This window comes from Streptomyces sp. NPDC003042, from assembly GCF_053591315.1.
On record NZ_JBSFTP010000013.1, the window covers coordinates 44,422 to 59,003 of the forward strand.

17 protein-coding genes and 1 tRNA gene are annotated in these 14,582 nt (G+C 72.3%); 14 read left to right on the forward strand and 4 right to left on the reverse strand.

The window, feature by feature from the left end; genetic code table 11:
• Positions 1-217: 217 nt before the first annotated feature.
• A complete protein-coding gene (locus tag ACWDYJ_RS10230) occupies positions 218-1,180 on the reverse strand; it encodes an MBL fold metallo-hydrolase (protein WP_451565060.1) in 963 nt (320 codons plus the stop codon).
• 136 nt (positions 1,181-1,316) lie between these two features.
• On the opposite strand from ACWDYJ_RS10230, the gene ACWDYJ_RS10235 reads away from it, so the two are divergent.
• The 7 genes from ACWDYJ_RS10235 to ACWDYJ_RS10265 all read left to right on the forward strand — a co-directional run bounded on the left by ACWDYJ_RS10235 (position 1,317) and on the right by ACWDYJ_RS10265 (position 5,687).
• On the forward strand, positions 1,317-2,297 hold the full coding sequence (locus ACWDYJ_RS10235; RefSeq protein ID WP_451565061.1) for an AraC family transcriptional regulator: 981 nt from the start codon (positions 1,317-1,319) through the stop codon (positions 2,295-2,297).
• Positions 2,298-2,312: 15 nt separating this feature from the next.
• Positions 2,313-2,386, forward strand: a tRNA-Met gene (locus tag ACWDYJ_RS10240).
• Positions 2,387-2,532: 146 nt separating this feature from the next.
• Positions 2,533-3,564, forward strand: a complete 1,032-nt coding sequence (locus ACWDYJ_RS10245) for a glutathione S-transferase family protein (RefSeq protein WP_451565062.1) — start codon at positions 2,533-2,535, stop codon at positions 3,562-3,564.
• Between the two features lie 112 nt (positions 3,565-3,676).
• Positions 3,677-4,363, forward strand: coding sequence for a nucleotidyltransferase family protein (locus tag ACWDYJ_RS10250; RefSeq protein ID WP_451565126.1), 687 nt, complete (start codon positions 3,677-3,679; stop codon positions 4,361-4,363).
• On the forward strand, positions 4,360-4,614 hold the full coding sequence (locus ACWDYJ_RS10255) for a hypothetical protein (protein ID WP_451565063.1): 255 nt from the start codon (positions 4,360-4,362) through the stop codon (positions 4,612-4,614). The genes ACWDYJ_RS10250 and ACWDYJ_RS10255 overlap by 4 nt, the downstream gene beginning before the upstream one ends.
• Positions 4,611-5,348, forward strand: a complete 738-nt coding sequence (locus ACWDYJ_RS10260; protein ID WP_451565064.1) for a metallophosphoesterase family protein — start codon at positions 4,611-4,613, stop codon at positions 5,346-5,348. The genes ACWDYJ_RS10255 and ACWDYJ_RS10260 overlap by 4 nt, the downstream gene beginning before the upstream one ends.
• A 99-nt stretch (positions 5,349-5,447) precedes the next feature.
• Positions 5,448-5,687 (forward strand): DUF6213 family protein, encoded by a 240-nt coding sequence (locus ACWDYJ_RS10265; RefSeq protein WP_451565065.1) that lies wholly within the window; start codon positions 5,448-5,450, stop codon positions 5,685-5,687.
• A 10-nt stretch (positions 5,688-5,697) separates the two neighbouring features.
• Here the strand turns inward: ACWDYJ_RS10265 and ACWDYJ_RS10270 are convergent, their stop codons facing one another.
• Complete coding sequence (locus ACWDYJ_RS10270) at positions 5,698-6,882, reverse strand: M20/M25/M40 family metallo-hydrolase (protein WP_451565066.1); 1,185 nt, start codon at positions 6,880-6,882, stop codon at positions 5,698-5,700.
• A 525-nt stretch (positions 6,883-7,407) separates the two neighbouring features.
• Between ACWDYJ_RS10270 and ku the strand changes: the two genes are divergently transcribed.
• From ku to ACWDYJ_RS10285, 3 genes are all read left to right on the forward strand, one after another.
• A complete protein-coding gene (gene ku / locus ACWDYJ_RS10275; protein WP_451565067.1) occupies positions 7,408-8,466 on the forward strand; it encodes a non-homologous end joining protein Ku in 1,059 nt (352 codons plus the stop codon).
• An 80-nt stretch (positions 8,467-8,546) separates the two neighbouring features.
• Positions 8,547-8,741 carry a hypothetical protein gene (locus tag ACWDYJ_RS10280; RefSeq protein ID WP_451565068.1) on the forward strand — a complete coding sequence of 65 codons (195 nt, stop codon included), beginning with the start codon at positions 8,547-8,549 and terminating at the stop codon, positions 8,739-8,741.
• Positions 8,742-8,872: 131 nt separating this feature from the next.
• Entirely contained in the window at positions 8,873-9,247 is a 375-nt protein-coding gene (locus ACWDYJ_RS10285) for a hypothetical protein (RefSeq protein WP_451565069.1), read from the forward strand.
• Positions 9,248-9,251: 4 nt separating this feature from the next.
• Here ACWDYJ_RS10285 and ACWDYJ_RS10290 read toward each other — a convergent pair whose 3' ends face one another.
• Positions 9,252-10,007: an SOS response-associated peptidase gene (locus ACWDYJ_RS10290; protein ID WP_451565070.1), complete on the reverse strand. Its 756-nt coding sequence runs from the start codon at positions 10,005-10,007 to the stop codon at positions 9,252-9,254.
• A 67-nt stretch (positions 10,008-10,074) separates the two neighbouring features.
• Here ACWDYJ_RS10290 and ACWDYJ_RS10295 point away from each other — a divergent pair, with 67 nt between their 5' ends.
• Together ACWDYJ_RS10295 and ACWDYJ_RS10300 are read left to right on the forward strand one after the other, a co-directional pair.
• Positions 10,075-10,326, forward strand: coding sequence for a hypothetical protein (locus ACWDYJ_RS10295; RefSeq protein WP_451565071.1), 252 nt, complete (start codon positions 10,075-10,077; stop codon positions 10,324-10,326).
• Positions 10,327-10,484: 158 nt separating this feature from the next.
• Positions 10,485-10,985, forward strand: a complete 501-nt coding sequence (locus ACWDYJ_RS10300) for a hypothetical protein (protein ID WP_451565072.1) — start codon at positions 10,485-10,487, stop codon at positions 10,983-10,985.
• A 24-nt stretch (positions 10,986-11,009) separates the two neighbouring features.
• On the opposite strand, the gene wrbA is transcribed toward ACWDYJ_RS10300, so the two are convergent.
• Positions 11,010-11,624: an NAD(P)H:quinone oxidoreductase gene (wrbA, locus tag ACWDYJ_RS10305; protein WP_451565073.1), complete on the reverse strand. Its 615-nt coding sequence runs from the start codon at positions 11,622-11,624 to the stop codon at positions 11,010-11,012.
• Between the two features lie 134 nt (positions 11,625-11,758).
• Between wrbA and ACWDYJ_RS10310 the strand changes: the two genes are divergently transcribed.
• On the forward strand, positions 11,759-12,379 hold the full coding sequence (locus ACWDYJ_RS10310; RefSeq protein WP_451565074.1) for a TetR/AcrR family transcriptional regulator: 621 nt from the start codon (positions 11,759-11,761) through the stop codon (positions 12,377-12,379).
• A 115-nt stretch (positions 12,380-12,494) separates the two neighbouring features.
• The gene (locus ACWDYJ_RS10315; protein ID WP_451565075.1) at positions 12,495-14,579 is read left to right on the forward strand and encodes a SpoIIE family protein phosphatase; all 2,085 of its coding nucleotides are present in this window, start codon (positions 12,495-12,497) and stop codon (positions 14,577-14,579) included.
• Positions 14,580-14,582 lie beyond the last annotated feature (3 nt).

A 14,582-nucleotide genomic window follows, 5' to 3' on the forward strand; every position in this document is an offset into this window, starting at 1 on the left:
GGAGACAGAAGAGGGGGGAGGGACGGACCTAGAGGTGCGTCACGGGCATGCGGTGCCGGCCGCGCAGCGGGCACCGCACCCTGCGAGACACGAGGATCACGTCGTACCGGGACAGGGGAGCGACGGCGACGGTGCGGTGGTGACGCATGGCCGGCTCCCCTTCTCAACACTCGGTGTCACGACGTGCGTTGCCCTGGCGGCAGCGCGTGGGGCGAGTCTATGAGCGCGGCGCTCCCCCCGCACGGGGTTTTCCCCGGCGGGCCGCCGTGTCGGCGCCGTAGGCGGCCCACGGTCCGAGGGTGAATCCGTCGCCGTCCCGGCGTACTTCCACGGCCCCCGCGCCGGCGAAGTGCGCGGGAACGACCCATTCCCGTTCCTCGGCGGCCCGCCCGAGGATCCGGCGCCGGCTGGAGGCCGCTCGGTCCGGATCCAGGCAGAAGCAGCTGTTGCAGGAGGGGCTGAGGATCTGGACGGGGCTGTGCACGAGGTCGCCGACGAAGACCGCCCGGTCGCCGCCGGAGTCGAGCCGCAGGACGGACGAGCCGGGCGTGTGGCCGGGGGCGGCCTCCAGGACGAGGTGTTCGTCGAGGCGGTGTACGCCGTCCCACAGGACCACCTGCCCCGCCCGGTGCAGGGGCGCGATGCTGTCCTGGTAGATCAGCCGGTCGTCCTCGTGGAGGCCGCCCCCGTACGCGTTGTCCGGGCCGAAGTGGAAGTCGTCGGCCGCCGGGACGAGGTACTGGGCGTGGGGGAAGGTCGGCACCCATTCCCCGTCGGCGTCGACGGTGTTCCAGCCGACGTGGTCGCCGTGGACGTGGGTGTTGACGACGATGTCGACGTCCTGGGGGCGGACACCGGCCCTGGCCAGGCCGCCCAGGAAGTCGCCCTGCCAGTGGTGGAACTGCGGCGACCCGGGCCGCTCGCGCCCGTTGCCCACTCCGGTGTCGACCAGGACGGTCTTCCCGCCGCTGCGCAGGACCCAGGTCTGCAACGCCATGACCGCCCGGTCCTCGTCCGGCTGCCAGTGCTCCGGCGCCAGCCAGTCCTCGTTGTCCTTCCACACCTCGGCCCCGGACCGCGGGACGATGCCGCGGGCCGGCCCGAAGGCCCCCTGCCACTCGACGACCCTGATGACCTCGACGTCCCCGAGGAGGATGCTCTGGCTGCTCCCGCTGTTCATGCTGCTCCCGCTGTCATGCTGCTCCGGCTGTTCATACCCCGACCCTAGGAAGGCCCGGTGAGCCGCTCAATGTCCGCTCGGCTCATGGCGATACGCGTACGGCTCACCCTTGATCGGATCCGGCTACCCTGCGCCCATGGATGTCGTGAGTGACGCGATCTCGGCCGTGCGGATCGGCCGGCCCTCCTCCAACCGGGTGCGGGTGAGCGGGAGCTGGTGCACGCGCCTGGCCCCGTACGACGGCGCGGGCTTCCACGTCGTCATGGAGGGCAGCTGCTGGCTGCTGCCCGACGGCGGCTCCCCCGTATCGCTGGGCCCCGGTGACGCGGTGCTCCTGCCGCACGGATCGGGGCACGTGATCGCCGACGCCCCCGCCGACCCGGTGACCGTGGAACGGGCGGTGCCGTTCGAGTCATGGCGCGACGGGAGGACGCCGCGCGGGGCCGGGCCCGGGGCCGGGGCCGGGGCCGGGGCCGGGGTGGAGGTGCTGTGCGGCAAGTACCGGCTCGACCGCAGCCACGTCCACCCGCTGATGGCGGAGCTGCCGCAGGTGGTCCACCTGCCGAACCGCAGGGGCAGCCACCCCGAGCTGCGCGCCGCCATCGACCTGCTGGGCCGTGAGCTGGGCGAGCAGCGGCCCGGCGCCGGCACGGCGGTCCCCAGCCTGCTCGACCTCCTGCTCGTATACATGATCCGCTCCTGGCTGGCCGACGCCGCGACCGCGACCGCGTCCGGGACCTGGCCGAACGTACTGGGCGACCCGGTCGCGGCCGCCGCGCTGCGGGCGCTGCACTCGGACCCCGCCGCCCCCTGGACCAACGACCTCCTGGCCGCCGAGGCGGGCGTCTCCCGTCCCACCCTCGCCCGCCGGTTCACCCCGCTGGTCGGCCGCCCGCCCATGGCGTACCTCGCCTGGTGGCGCCTGACCCTGGCCGCCCGGCTGCTCCGCGACACCCCGGACCCGCTGGCCGCCATCGCCCGCCGCGTCGGCTACGGCACTCCGTACGCCCTGTCGCACGCCTTCAGCCGGGAGTTCGGCACCACTCCGGGGCGCTACCGGGCCGAGGGGCCGGCGGGTGTAGCGGGTGTGGCGGGGAAGGCCGCCGCCATGGCGTAGAGTGAGGTTTACCGACGCGGGGTGGAGCAGCTCGGTAGCTCGCTGGGCTCATAACCCAGAGGTCGCAGGTTCAAATCCTGTCCCCGCTACTGACCGGAAGGGCCCGGATCCTCATGGATCCGGGCCCTTCCGTCGTTTCCCCGTGCCCGGTGGCAGGTGTGCTGTTGCGCGCGGGCCGGGCCGGGTAGCAGCGCGGTGAGGGGGAGAGCGGGCACCTCGCGGAAGGAGGCCGGCGATGAGCCGCGACGGCGAGGACGCGGGGCCCACCGGCAACGCGTCGTACGGAAGGACACGCTTCCGGCGGGCTCCGAGCGAGTTCACGGACCGCGTCACGGCCGACGGCCGCGACGGCTGGCCGGTGGAGGCGGACCGCTACCGGCTGGTGGTCAGCCGGGCCTGCCCGTGGGCGAGCCGGGCGGTGGTCTCGCGCAGGCTGCTGGGTCTGGAGGACTCCCTGTCACTGGCCGTGGCCGATCCGATCCAGGACGACCGCAGCTGGCGGTTCACCCTCGACCCCGGCGGCCGGGACCCCGTACTGGGCATCCGCTATCTCGGCGAGGCGTACGAGGCCCGCGCCGAGGGGTACGAGGGCAACATCAGCGTGCCGGCGATCGTCGACGTGCCGAGCGGCGCGCTCGTGACCAACGACTACCAGCGCATCACCCTGGACCTGGCCACGGAGTGGACCGCCCTGCACCGCCCCGGCGCCCCCGAGCTCTACCCGGAGCCGCTGCGCGAGGAGATCGACGCGGTGATGGAGGGCATCTACCGGGACGTGAACAACGGCGTCTACCGGGCGGGGTTCGCCGACGGGCAGAGGGAGTACGAGGCGGCCTTCCGCGACGTGTTCCGCCGGCTGGACGAGGTCTCGTCGAGGCTGGCCGGCCGCCGCTACCTGGTCGGGGACCACCTCACCGAGGCGGACATCCGGCTGTTCACCACGCTGGTGCGCTTCGACGCCGTCTACCACGGGCACTTCAAGTGCAACCGCGCGAAGCTCACCGAGGACCGGGTGCTGTGGGCGTACGCGAGGGACCTGTTCCAGACCCCGGGGTTCGGGGACACGGTCGATTTCGGCCATATCAAGCGGCACTACTACTACGTCCACGAGGGCATCAACCCGACCCGGATCGTGCCCCTCGGACCCGACCTGTCCGGCTGGCTCACTCCACACCACCGCGAGCAGCTGGGCGGCAGCCCGTTCGGTGACGGCACTCCCCCGGGTCCGGTGCCGCTCGCGGAGCAGGTCGCGTCGATCGGGGAATGAGCACCGCGGGCTCGGGGAGGTTTCGGCGCAGCGGGACGGGTTAGGTGCATGGGGCCCAGTGAGACCACCTTGTCAACCAGCGAGGCACCCCGTGAACGCTCATCCCGTCGGTATGGCGGAGGGCCCCTCCCCGCCGGAGGGCCTGAACCCTCCCGCGCCCGCCGAGGCCGGGCTGCCCAAGGACCACACCCAGGCGATCCTGGAGACGACCAAGCACGTGGCCGTGCTGCTGAAGCAGTCCGGGCAGCCGTTCGCGCTGGCGGGCAGCGTGGCCGCGTTCGCCCACGGCCTGCCCGCCCGGTTCCAGCACGACACCGATTTCTGTGTACGTCCCGAGGACGCCGACACGGCGATCAAGGCCCTGGAGAGCGGCGGGATCGAGATGCGCCGAGCGCCGGAGGACTGGCTGGTCAAGGGGCGTTCAGGCGGTGAGGAGATCGACTTGATCTTCGAACTGGCCCGGAGGCCGGTGAGCACGGAGCTGCTGGAACGGGCGACCATCCGGTCCGTGGACTCCGTGTGGATGCCGGTCCTGTCCCCCACCGACCTCATGGACAGCCGGCTCGCCGCACTCTGCGAGCACTACTGCGACTTCGGCGACCTGCTGCCGATGGCACGGATGCTGCGGGAGCAGATCGACTGGGACCGGCTGGAACGGGAGCACCGGGCGGCGCCGCTGCCCGACGCCTTCCTCTACCTGCTGGAACGGCTCGGCGTCATCGGGCGCCGACGCGACTCGACGGATCAGAGGGACATGGGGGACGCGCGGGACCCGAGGGACATGAAGGACACGCCATGAACACCTCCGAGATCATCGACTACCGCATCGCGCACCTGCGCGACCGGCTCGCGCGCGAGGACGTGGCCGAACTCGGGATCCGCATCGAGCCGCGCGGCGCCCGGGCCGTGATCTGGGGCAGCGTCACCAGCCAGGAGTGCCGGGCCGTCATCCTGCGGATCGCCGCGGAGGAGCTGGAGGGCGTCCCCTGGCACGAGGACCTCATCGTGAACCACTCCACCCCGCCCGACCATTCCGAGGAGCTGTCGTGATCCGCATAGCGGCCGTCGGGGACATCCATCTCGGTCCGGACAGCGCCGGGATGCTGCGGCCCGCCTTCGACACCCTCGGCACGTGCGCGGACCTGCTGCTCCTGGCCGGTGACCTGACCCGCCACGGCACCAAGGAGGAGGCGCGCGTGGTCGCCGGCGAACTGGAGGGCCTGCCGGTCCCGGTGGTCGCGGTCCTCGGCAACCACGACTACCAGAGCGGCCAGGAGGACGCCGTCACCCGGGAACTGACCGGGGTGGGGGTGCACGTTCTGGAGGGCGACGGGGTGGTTCTCGACGTCGACGGAGCGAAGGTGGGTGTCGCGGGGACCAAGGGGTTCTGCGGAGGCTTCGCGGGACGCAGCGCGAGCGAGTTCGGCGAGCCGGAGATGAAGGCGTTCGTCCGCTACACCCGCTCCTGCGCCGAAGGCCTCGGCCGGGCGCTGCGCGAAGTCCGCGACGGGGGCAGCAGCCTGTGCATCGCGCTCACCCACTTCTCGCCCGTGCCCGACACCCTGGCGGGCGAGCCCCCGGAGATCTATCCGTTCCTCGGGAGCTACCTCCTCGCGGAGGCGATGGACGAGGCGGGAGCGGACCTCGCCGTTCACGGGCACGCGCACCTGGGCACGGAACACGGGATGACCGCGGGAGGGGTCCGGGTCCGCAATGTCGCCATGCCCGTGATCGACCGTGCCTTCGCCGTCTACCACCTCAGCCCGAACGGGACCGCCCACTGACTGCCCACTAGGTTGCCTCCCGGACCTCGGGGTAGCCGCCGGGTGAGGAAACGAACCGACACCGACCCAGACGCGACCGCATTGCCGGGAGGCGGTTTCATGATCCAGGTATCCATACCGCTGATCCCCGCGGACGGCGGCGTCCTGCTGATACCCGCAGAGCATGTCACCGCCCTCCTGCGAGGCCTCGCCGCCGATTGGCTGCACGCGACGGAGGCCGGAGAGATGCGCGGCGACGAGCAGACGGTCATGGATCTGGCCGGAGTGCTGACGGAACTGGCCGATCAGATCGACGTCGAATGCATCGGCTTCGCGTCCTCACCGGACGGGGAACTCTGACGCGAGCCGGCTACCGCGGCAGGTGCGAGAGGGCTTGGAGGAAGAGGGCCAGCGTGTGCGCGCCCTGGGTGAGGGCCTGGACCTCGACCCTTTCGTCGGGGCCGTGCCAGCGGTCGCTCACCAGCCCGGTGCCGAAGAACAGCACCGGGGCGTCCAGGGCCCGGGAGAGCTGGGCGGCGGGGGCGGCGCCGCCGTTTCCCATCCGCCGGGGCGGGGCCGCGAACGCCCGGCTCATGGACTGCCGCAGCGCCTCGAGGGCGGGGTGGCCGGCCGGCGTCGTGTAGGGGTCGGAGATGGTCGGTGAGACCTCGAGGTCGCTCTCGTAACCCTCCCGCACCTGGTCGGCGACCCACTGCCGCAGCTGGTCCGCCACGTCGTCCGCGCGCTGGTCGGGGACCAGCCGCAGCAAGAGGTCCGCCGAGGCGACAGCCGGTATGACGCCTCGGACGGGCTCGCGCGGCTCACCTCCGATGACGCTTCCGACCTCTGCCGACGGGCGGTGCCAGAGGCGTTCGCGTACGGAGCGGCCCTCCTCGCCGGGCGTGGCGAACGTACCCGTGTCGGCGGCCCAGGCGGCGGCGTCGAAGGGAGGCAGCGCGTCGAGCTCGGCCCGTTCGCAGGGCGTGAGTTCACGCACGGGATCGTAGAACCCGGGCAGCGTGACCCGGCCCCGCCCGTCGTGGAGCCGGCCGAGGATCCGGCACAGCTCGGTGACGGGGTTCGAGGCGGCGCCGGAGACGGCACCGCTGTGGATGTCGCGGTGGGCGCCGCGGACGGTGAGGTGGGCGTTGACGGAGCCGCGGACGGCGGTGCACACGGCGGCGTCCTTCAGCGACCAGAGCATCGTGTCGGACACCATCACCACGTCGGCGGCGAGTTGTCCCGGGTGCAGGGCGAGCAGATCCGCCATGTGGAGGGAGCCGGTCTCCTCCTCGCCCTCGACGAGCAGCTTGACCGTGACGGCGGGTGCGGCGCGCGCGGTGGCGGCCAAGTGGGCGCGTAGGGCCCACAGATGGCACATCACCTGGCCCTTGGCGTCCGAGGCGCCCCTGCCGTACAGGCGGCCCTCGCGCAGGACCGGAGTGAAGGGGTGGGTCTCACGCCACTCCTGTTCCTTGACGGCGTGCACGTCGTGATGGCTGTAGACGAGCAGGGTGGGGGCGTTCGGGTCGCGGGCGGGCCGGCATCCGTACACGGCCGGCATCCGTACACGGCCGGCAGGCCGTCCGTCTCCCAGACCTCCACGAGCGGAAAGCCGTGCTGTCGCAGGGCGGAGGCCAGCCACCGGGCGGAGCGGATCACGTCCACGTGGTGCGCCGGGTCGGCCGAGACGGAAGCGACGCGGACCCAGTCGGCCAGGGCGCGCAGCGCGTCGTCGCGTTCGGCGGTGACGGCCCGCAGGAGCGCGGCGCCGGACGCGTCGTCGTGGGGCATGTCGCCTCCGCCCTGCTCAACAGCCTTGGTGCCGAAAGACCCGGGACCACGGCCCGCCAGGCGCCTAACCGCCGTGGCGGGAGCTAAACCCTGGGGCGCGGTGATCCGGAGCGCCGGGTCACGCGGGCGCGGCGCAGCGATGGACGGTCACCGCCCGGGTCGCGCTCCACTGCCGGTCGACGGTGGCCGGCAGGCCGTACGTCTGTGACCGGTGCTTGCGCCGCATCGCCTGGCACGGGTCACCCCGTCCCCCTAGCCTGGAAAGACAAGCGGGGCGGTGGTCATCATGGCGCGACCGGTGTGGGCGGGTGTGCTGAGCTTCGGGCTGGTCAGCCTGCCCGTCGGCCTGTACACGGCGACCGACAGCCACACGATCCACTTCCACCAGTTGCAGCGCGGTACCGCGGACCGTATTCGCAACAAGCGGGTCAACGAGCGCACCGGTGAAGAGGTGCCTCTCGACGAGATCGTCAAGGGCTTCGACACGGGCGAGGAGTACGTACTGGTCGAGCCGGAGGAGCTGGAGGAGATCGCGCCGGGCCGTTCCCAGTCGCTGGACATCACCGGTTTCGTGGACCTGGACGAGGTCGATCCGATCTTCTTCGACAAGACGTACTACCTGGCGCCGAAGGGCCCCGCTTACGGGAAGGTCTACAGCCTCCTGGTGCAGGCCCTCGACAAGGCGGGGAAGGCCGGGATCGCCACGTTCGTGATGCGCAACCGCGAGTACCTCGTCGCGATGAAGGCGGAGAACGGCCTGCTCACCTGCCACACGCTCCACTGGGCCGACGAGATCCGCGATCCGCGAGAGGAGATCGAGTCCCTGCCGGGCAGGGCGAAGGCGTCCGAGAAGGAGCTGCGGATGGCCGGGCAGCTGATCGAGGCGCTCAGCATGCCCTGGCGTCCCGAGGATTTCCGCGACACGTTCCGGGACAAGGTCGCCGCTCTGATCAGGGCCAAGCAGGCGGGCGAGACCGTGGAGAAGGCCGAGCTTCCGGCGAAGTCCACCGATGTCGTCGACCTCATGGACGTGCTGCGCGCCAGCGTCGAGCAGGCCAGGAGCCCCAAGGACACCCGGGAGAAGGCCGCCGCCCCCGGGGTGCGGCAGGGCAGGAAGTCGGCCGCCGCGCCGAAGAAGCGTGTCCGCACCGCGCCTGCGGCGAAGGAACTCGAGGGGCTGACGAAGGCGGAGCTGTACGAGCGGGCGACGGCGTCGGGGATCGCCGGCCGCTCGACGATGACGCGCGACGAGCTCGTCGCCGCGCTCAGCCGCACGCGCGGCGGATCCCGTACGAAGTCCGGCTCCCGGTCCGGCTCCCGGTCCGGCTCCGAGCAGGCCGCCTGAAGCTGCCCGGCCGCCCCCCGGGAGCGCGAACGGCGGCACGCGTGATGCGTCGGCCCGCGGGCCGTGGTCGGATCATCCGCATGGACCCTGCCCGACAGTGCCCGGAAACGGCGGAGGCCGGGAGTGATCGCCATGCCGCCCGGCGGACCGTCGCCCGCCACGCCGAAGACGTCGCGGAGCTGGCCGTGCTCCTGGACATGCTCGATCTGCGCCCGGATGTCGATCACCTCTACCGGGGCGTGGACGCTGACCTGCGCGGCTTCAACGATGCGTGAGACGAGCGCGCCGGTCGTCAACCGGCGTACGACCGCTACCCCCGTACCGGTCGGGTGTGGCGTGTGGAGGGGCGGGCGCTTATCCGCTGGGATGTCTCCACCACCGGCCCGCATGCCATCGAGGAACGCCGTTGCTCACTCACGCCGCCGACCAGGGCGTTCTGGTCATCTCCCTGAACACCTCGATCGACGTCGGCAACCGTGCCGCCATGGCGCTGAAGATCGAGGAACTCATCCACGCCCACCAGGCCGACTATGTGATCGTCGAGCTCGCCGGGTGCGCCGTCTCGGCCGCCGTCCACAGCGTGGTGCGGCGCACGTACCACCTGTGCGCCGCGCTGGGAGCCTCGCTGGCCGTGGTCACACCGACGGCGGAGTCCCGCCGACTGCTGGGGGCGGGCAGCGGCGGCGGAGCCGGCCCGGCGCTCTTCACGACCACCAGCCAGGCGATCCTCGCCCAGCCCCGTCCCGGTCCGGACCCGTCACGGGCCGCGGGCAGCCGATGACCCGCTAAGCGCCGCCCGTCGGGCTCGCGGGTGCCGCGTCCAACAGTTCCGGGCCGTTGTTGCGGACGCTGTTGACCGCGGTGGTGACCGGGCGGACCTCCAGGTGGCCGCCCGCGGGAGCCGCGAGGAGGGCCCGCAGCGCGTGCGGGTCCTCGTGGGCGGGATCGAGCCAGGCGTCGTAGTCGGCGGGGCCGAGGGCAAGGGGCATCCGGGGGTGGATGCGGCCGGCCGCGTCGGTGGCCTCGGTGGTGATGACGGTGCAGGTCGTCCACCACGCGGCCGGGTCGTCCCCGTCGGGAACCTCGGGGTCGCGCCAGAACTCGTACAGGCCGGCCATCGCCATGACCTCGCCGTCCTCGGGGCGGATGAAGTACGGCTGCTTGTACGCCTTCGCCGTGCCGGCGCCGGCCGGGACGGTCTGCCACTCGTAGAAGCCGTCCGCGGGCAGCAGGCAGCGGCGTTTGGCGAACGCGCGGCGGTAGGCCGGTTTCTCCTGCACCGTCTCGACCCTCGCGTTGATCATCTTCGCCGCGCCTGACGGGCTCTTCGACCAGGAGGGCACCAGGCCCCACCTCATGGGGCGCAGCTGCCGCTCCAGCACTCCGCTCTCCCGGTCGGGGCGCTCCAGCACCGCCCAGACCGGGTCGGTCGGGGCGACGTTCCAGCTCGGCGGGACCACCAGGTCGGAGTTCCACCGCGTGACGCGGAACAGGCTGGTGAGGTCCTCGGGACCGCGGGTGGATACGTAACGGCCGCACATGGTCCCAGCCTGCCACGGCGGGGCCCGCGCGGATGCGACCGCGGCGGACCGGCGCCAGGGTGGACGTATGGAGCACGCGCCGATCGTCGTACACCGCATCTCGCCCTCGGGTGGCCGCCGGGTGACCTTGCGCGTCCAGGACCACGACCAGGCCCTCGGTGTCGCACACTCCGACCCTGATGTGATCGAGTTCCTGCGCCGTGCCGAGGTACCGGACCCCGACGAGGTGGTCCTGGGTGACGAGTCCGCGCTGATCGAGTGGCAGGGCGACGACCCCCACGTCTACGAGGCCGAGCCGACGGACACCGAGGTCCTCTGACCTCACCCGACCGGCAGGCGGGCGTGCCTGCGCGCAGGGCGCATTCGAGCCAATACATGATGTGGCCATGACATCTCAAGCCCCCTGTGGCACTCTCCGTGACGCACTCCGCACCGCCCTCGCACCACCCCCACAAGGACGTGTCAAGGAGGAGCGACATGAGGCACACCTCGAAACTCGCCCTGGCGATGCTGGCCGTCGCGGCCACGATCGGCAGCGCGACGACCGCCACCGCGCTCGGACCCGCCGCCGACCAGAAGGTCGACGGAGTCATCGTGGTGGCGGGCAACACCTGCACCTGGACCAACGCGAGCGCCAGCGCCAATCCCCCGAGCGCGCTCACGGTCGACCGCACCACCATCAACAAGCCCGGCGGCAACCTGTCGTGCAGCGGCGGCATCACCGCCTCCCTCAACAACAACCCCGCCTTCACCTTCGACGACGCCGGCTCCACCGCCCGGACCGACCTCATCGACATCACCGGGCAGCAGAGCTTCGTCTCCTGCCGCTACAAGGCCACGAACATCACCTGGGACCGCGACGCGGGGACCCGCAAGTACCTCAACCGCGCTTTCACGGCGACCAAGACCTCGGGAAGCTTCCTGTGTCCGGGCTCGGTCACCACGGAGGCCGGGGGCGCCTCGATGCTGTTCCGCTGACCCACCGCCGGCACCCGTGGCCCGTCAGCCACGGGTGCCGGCCAGGAGGCGGGTGGTGATGCCCGCCAGGCGCGAGCCCTGGTAGCGCGCGGCTTCCAGGATGTTCTCGCCGGGCGCGCCGGTGGCCGAGGCGTGCGCCGTGCCGTACGGGTTGCCGTTCGCGGCGTAGACCACGGGATCGGTGAACCCCGGCGAGACGATGAGCGAGCCCCAGTGGTGCATCGTGTTGTAGAGGGCCAGCAGGGTGGATTCGTTGCCGCCGTGGAGGTTGGCGGCGCTGACGAAGGCCGTGGCGGGCTTGTCCGCGAAGACGCCCTGCGCCCAGAGGCCGCCGGTGCCGTCGATGAACTGCTTCAGCTGCGCCGAGACGTTGCCGAAACGGGTCGGGGTGCCCAGAGCGTACGCGTCCGCCCAGGTGAGGTCGTCGAGGGTGGCCGTCTCGACGTCCCGTGTGGCCTCGAGGTGCTCGCGCCAGGCCGGGTTGGAGTCGATGGCCTCGTCGGGTGCGAGTTCCGGGGCGCGGCGCAGGCGGACCTCGGCGCCCGCCTTCTCGGCGCCCTCGGCAACGGCCTGCGCGAGCTGGTGGACGGTTCCCGTGGCCGAGTAGTAGACGACGGCGATCTTGGGGGCGGTGGTCATGACGAGGGATCCTCCCGGAGACGTAAGCGGATGACTATCCGCTTCATGGGGTAACAGTGAAGCGGATAGTCATCCGTTTGACAAGCGGTCCGGTACGCTCGCAGGGCCGGGACAGGACAGGACAGGGGGCCGCCGTGGGAGAGTCGCACCGCACCGAACTGCCGCTCGCCGGGGGCCGGCCCGTCGTGGAGCGCGCCGACGCCGCACGCAATCGCCGGCGGATCCTCGACGCCGCGACCGCGATCGTGGCCGAGAGGGGACCCGGGGCGCTCACCATGAATGCCGTCGCACACGCCACGGGCATCGGCGTGGGCACGGTCTACCGCCGGTTCGGCGACGTCTCACAGCTGATCTACGCCCTCCTGGACGACCGCGAGCTCCGGTTCCAGGAGGCCTTCCTCAGCGGTCCGCCCCCGCTGGGCCCGGACGCGCCGCCCGCCGAACGGCTGCGCGCCTTCCTCCACGCACTGGCCGACCGCATCATCGAGCAGCAGAACCTGATGCTCGCCGGGGAGGCCGCGTCCCCCAGCGCGCGCTACGGCAGCGGCCCGTACACCGCCATGCACACGCACGTGGCGACCCTGGTCGGCGCCATCCGGCCGCGGGCCGACGCCGCCGTCCTGGCCCACCTGCTGCTGGCCCCGCTCACCCCGAGCCTGATCAGCCACCTGACCGGGGATCGCGGTGTCACGCCCGAACGGATCAAGGAGAGCCTCGACGAGCTCCTCGGCGTGAGCGCCCTGTACCCGGGCTGACCCCGCTCCAAGGCCCTCGCCGGGCCCCGCTTCCCCTCTTGGCGCGCGGCGACCGGGTCGCAGGCCCGGGTGTGGGGCCGCAGCATGGAAGGAGGTCTGGGTGAGGAGGCAGGTGATGGCCGATGCGCAGCCCTCCGTCCCGACCGCCGGATCCGAGCTGGGTGCTCCGGCGGCGGGCGGCCTGCTGGACGTCCTGGGCGTGGCCGCTATCGTCCTGGACGACGAGGGGAGGATCAGGCTGTGGAGCCCCCAGGCCACCGCGCTGCTCGGGTACACGGCCGCCGAGGCACTGGGGCAGTACGCCGCCCAGCTGATGGTCGAGGAGCGGCACCGCGAGGTGGTGCTGGGCCTGTTCGCCCAGGTGATGACCGGCAAGGGCGCGTGGGCGGGGGCGTTCCCCATCCGGCACCGGGACGGCCGGATCGTCCTCGTGGAGTTCCGCAACATGCGGCTGGAAGCCGACAACGGCCGGCTGTTCGCCCTGGGCCTCGCCTCCGAGAAGGCCACTCTGCGCCGGGTCGAGCGGGATCTGGCCCTGTCCCTGCGCCTCGTCGACCAGTCCCCCATCGGCCTGGCCGTCCTCGACACCGACCTGCGCTACGTCCTGGTCAACCCCGCCCTGGAGCGCATCAACGGAGTGGCGGCCGACCGGCACCTGGGGCAGCGGATCACCGAGATCCTGCCCTTCCTGGACGCGGAGGCCGTCGAGGCGCGCATGCGTCAGGTCATGGAGACCGGCGTGCCGATGCTGGACGAGTTCACCACCGGCCGGATCGAGGCTGACTCCGACGGTGAGCACGCCTGGCTGGTGTCCATCTACCGGCTCGAGGACCAGGCCTCACACGTGATCGGTGTCGCCGTGTCGGTCGTGGACGTGACCGAGCAGCACCGTACGGCCGTATCGGCCGCCCATGCCCGGCGGCGCCTGTCCCTGATCGCCGACGCCTCGGTGCGGATCGGCACCACGCTGGACCTCGACATCACCGCCCGGGAACTGGCCGATGTGGTGGTCCCCGAAGTAGCCGACATCGCGGCCGTCGACGTGCTCGACACCATCCTGACGGGCGCCCGGCCCGGCGACGGCGCGGACACCTGGGCCGTACGGTTCCGCGCGCTGGCGGTCAAGACGGCCTACCCCACCCCGGCCGAGGAGGCCGCCGACCCCGTCGGGGACGTCGCCCTCTACGGCCCCACCCGCCTGGTGGCCCGCTGCGCCCGTACGGGCCGCCCCGTCCTCGTGCCGCACGTGCTGCCGCAGGACCTGCCGCGCATCGCCCGCGACGAGCAGGCGGCGCGGCTGCTCTCCGAGGCCGGGGTCCACTCCTACCTCGCGGTTCCCCTCATCGCCCGCGGCCAGGTGCTCGGCGCCCTCGACCTCAAGCGCGCCCGCAATCCCGCGCCGTTCAGCCAGGACGACGTGCTGCTCGCCTCCGAACTCGCCGCCCACGCCGCCGTGTCCATCGACAACGCCCGGTGGTACCAGCGCCAGCGCCACACCGCCCTCGCGCTCCAGCAGCACCTCCTGCCGCAGCATCCCCGCTCGGCCCCCGGGCTGGAGATCGCCTACCGTTACCAGCCGGCCGGCGCGGCGGACGAAACGGGCGGCGACTGGTTCGACGTCATCCCCCTCACCGCCGACCGGACCGCCCTGGTCGTCGGAGACGTGATGGGCAGCGGCATCAACGCCGCCGCCACCATGGGCCAGCTGCGCGCCACCGCCCGCGCCCTCGCCCGCCTCGGGCTCGAACCGGCGACCGTCCTGACCCACCTCGACGCCGCCACCGCCGACCTCGGCGACGCCATGGCCACCTGCGTCTACGCGGTGTACGACCCGCACACCCGCCTGTGCCAGATCTCCACCGCCGGCCACCTGCCGCCCGTGCACCTGCGGACCGGCCGCCACCCGCAGCTCCTGCGGCTGAAGACGGCGGTGCCCCTGGGCGTCGGCGACGTCCCCTTCGGCACCACCGATGTCCTCCTCGCCCCCGGCGACGAGCTGGTCCTCTACACGGACGGGCTCGTCGAGACCCGCGACCAGGACATCGACACGCGCCTGCTCACCCTGACCGACCTCCTGGCGGGCCCGCACCGCCCCATCGAGGAGACCTGCGACCTCCTGCTCTCGGCCCTGCGCCGCCCCGACACCCACGACGACGTCGCCCTGCTCATCGCGCGCACCCACCCGCACGCGAACCCCTGACGG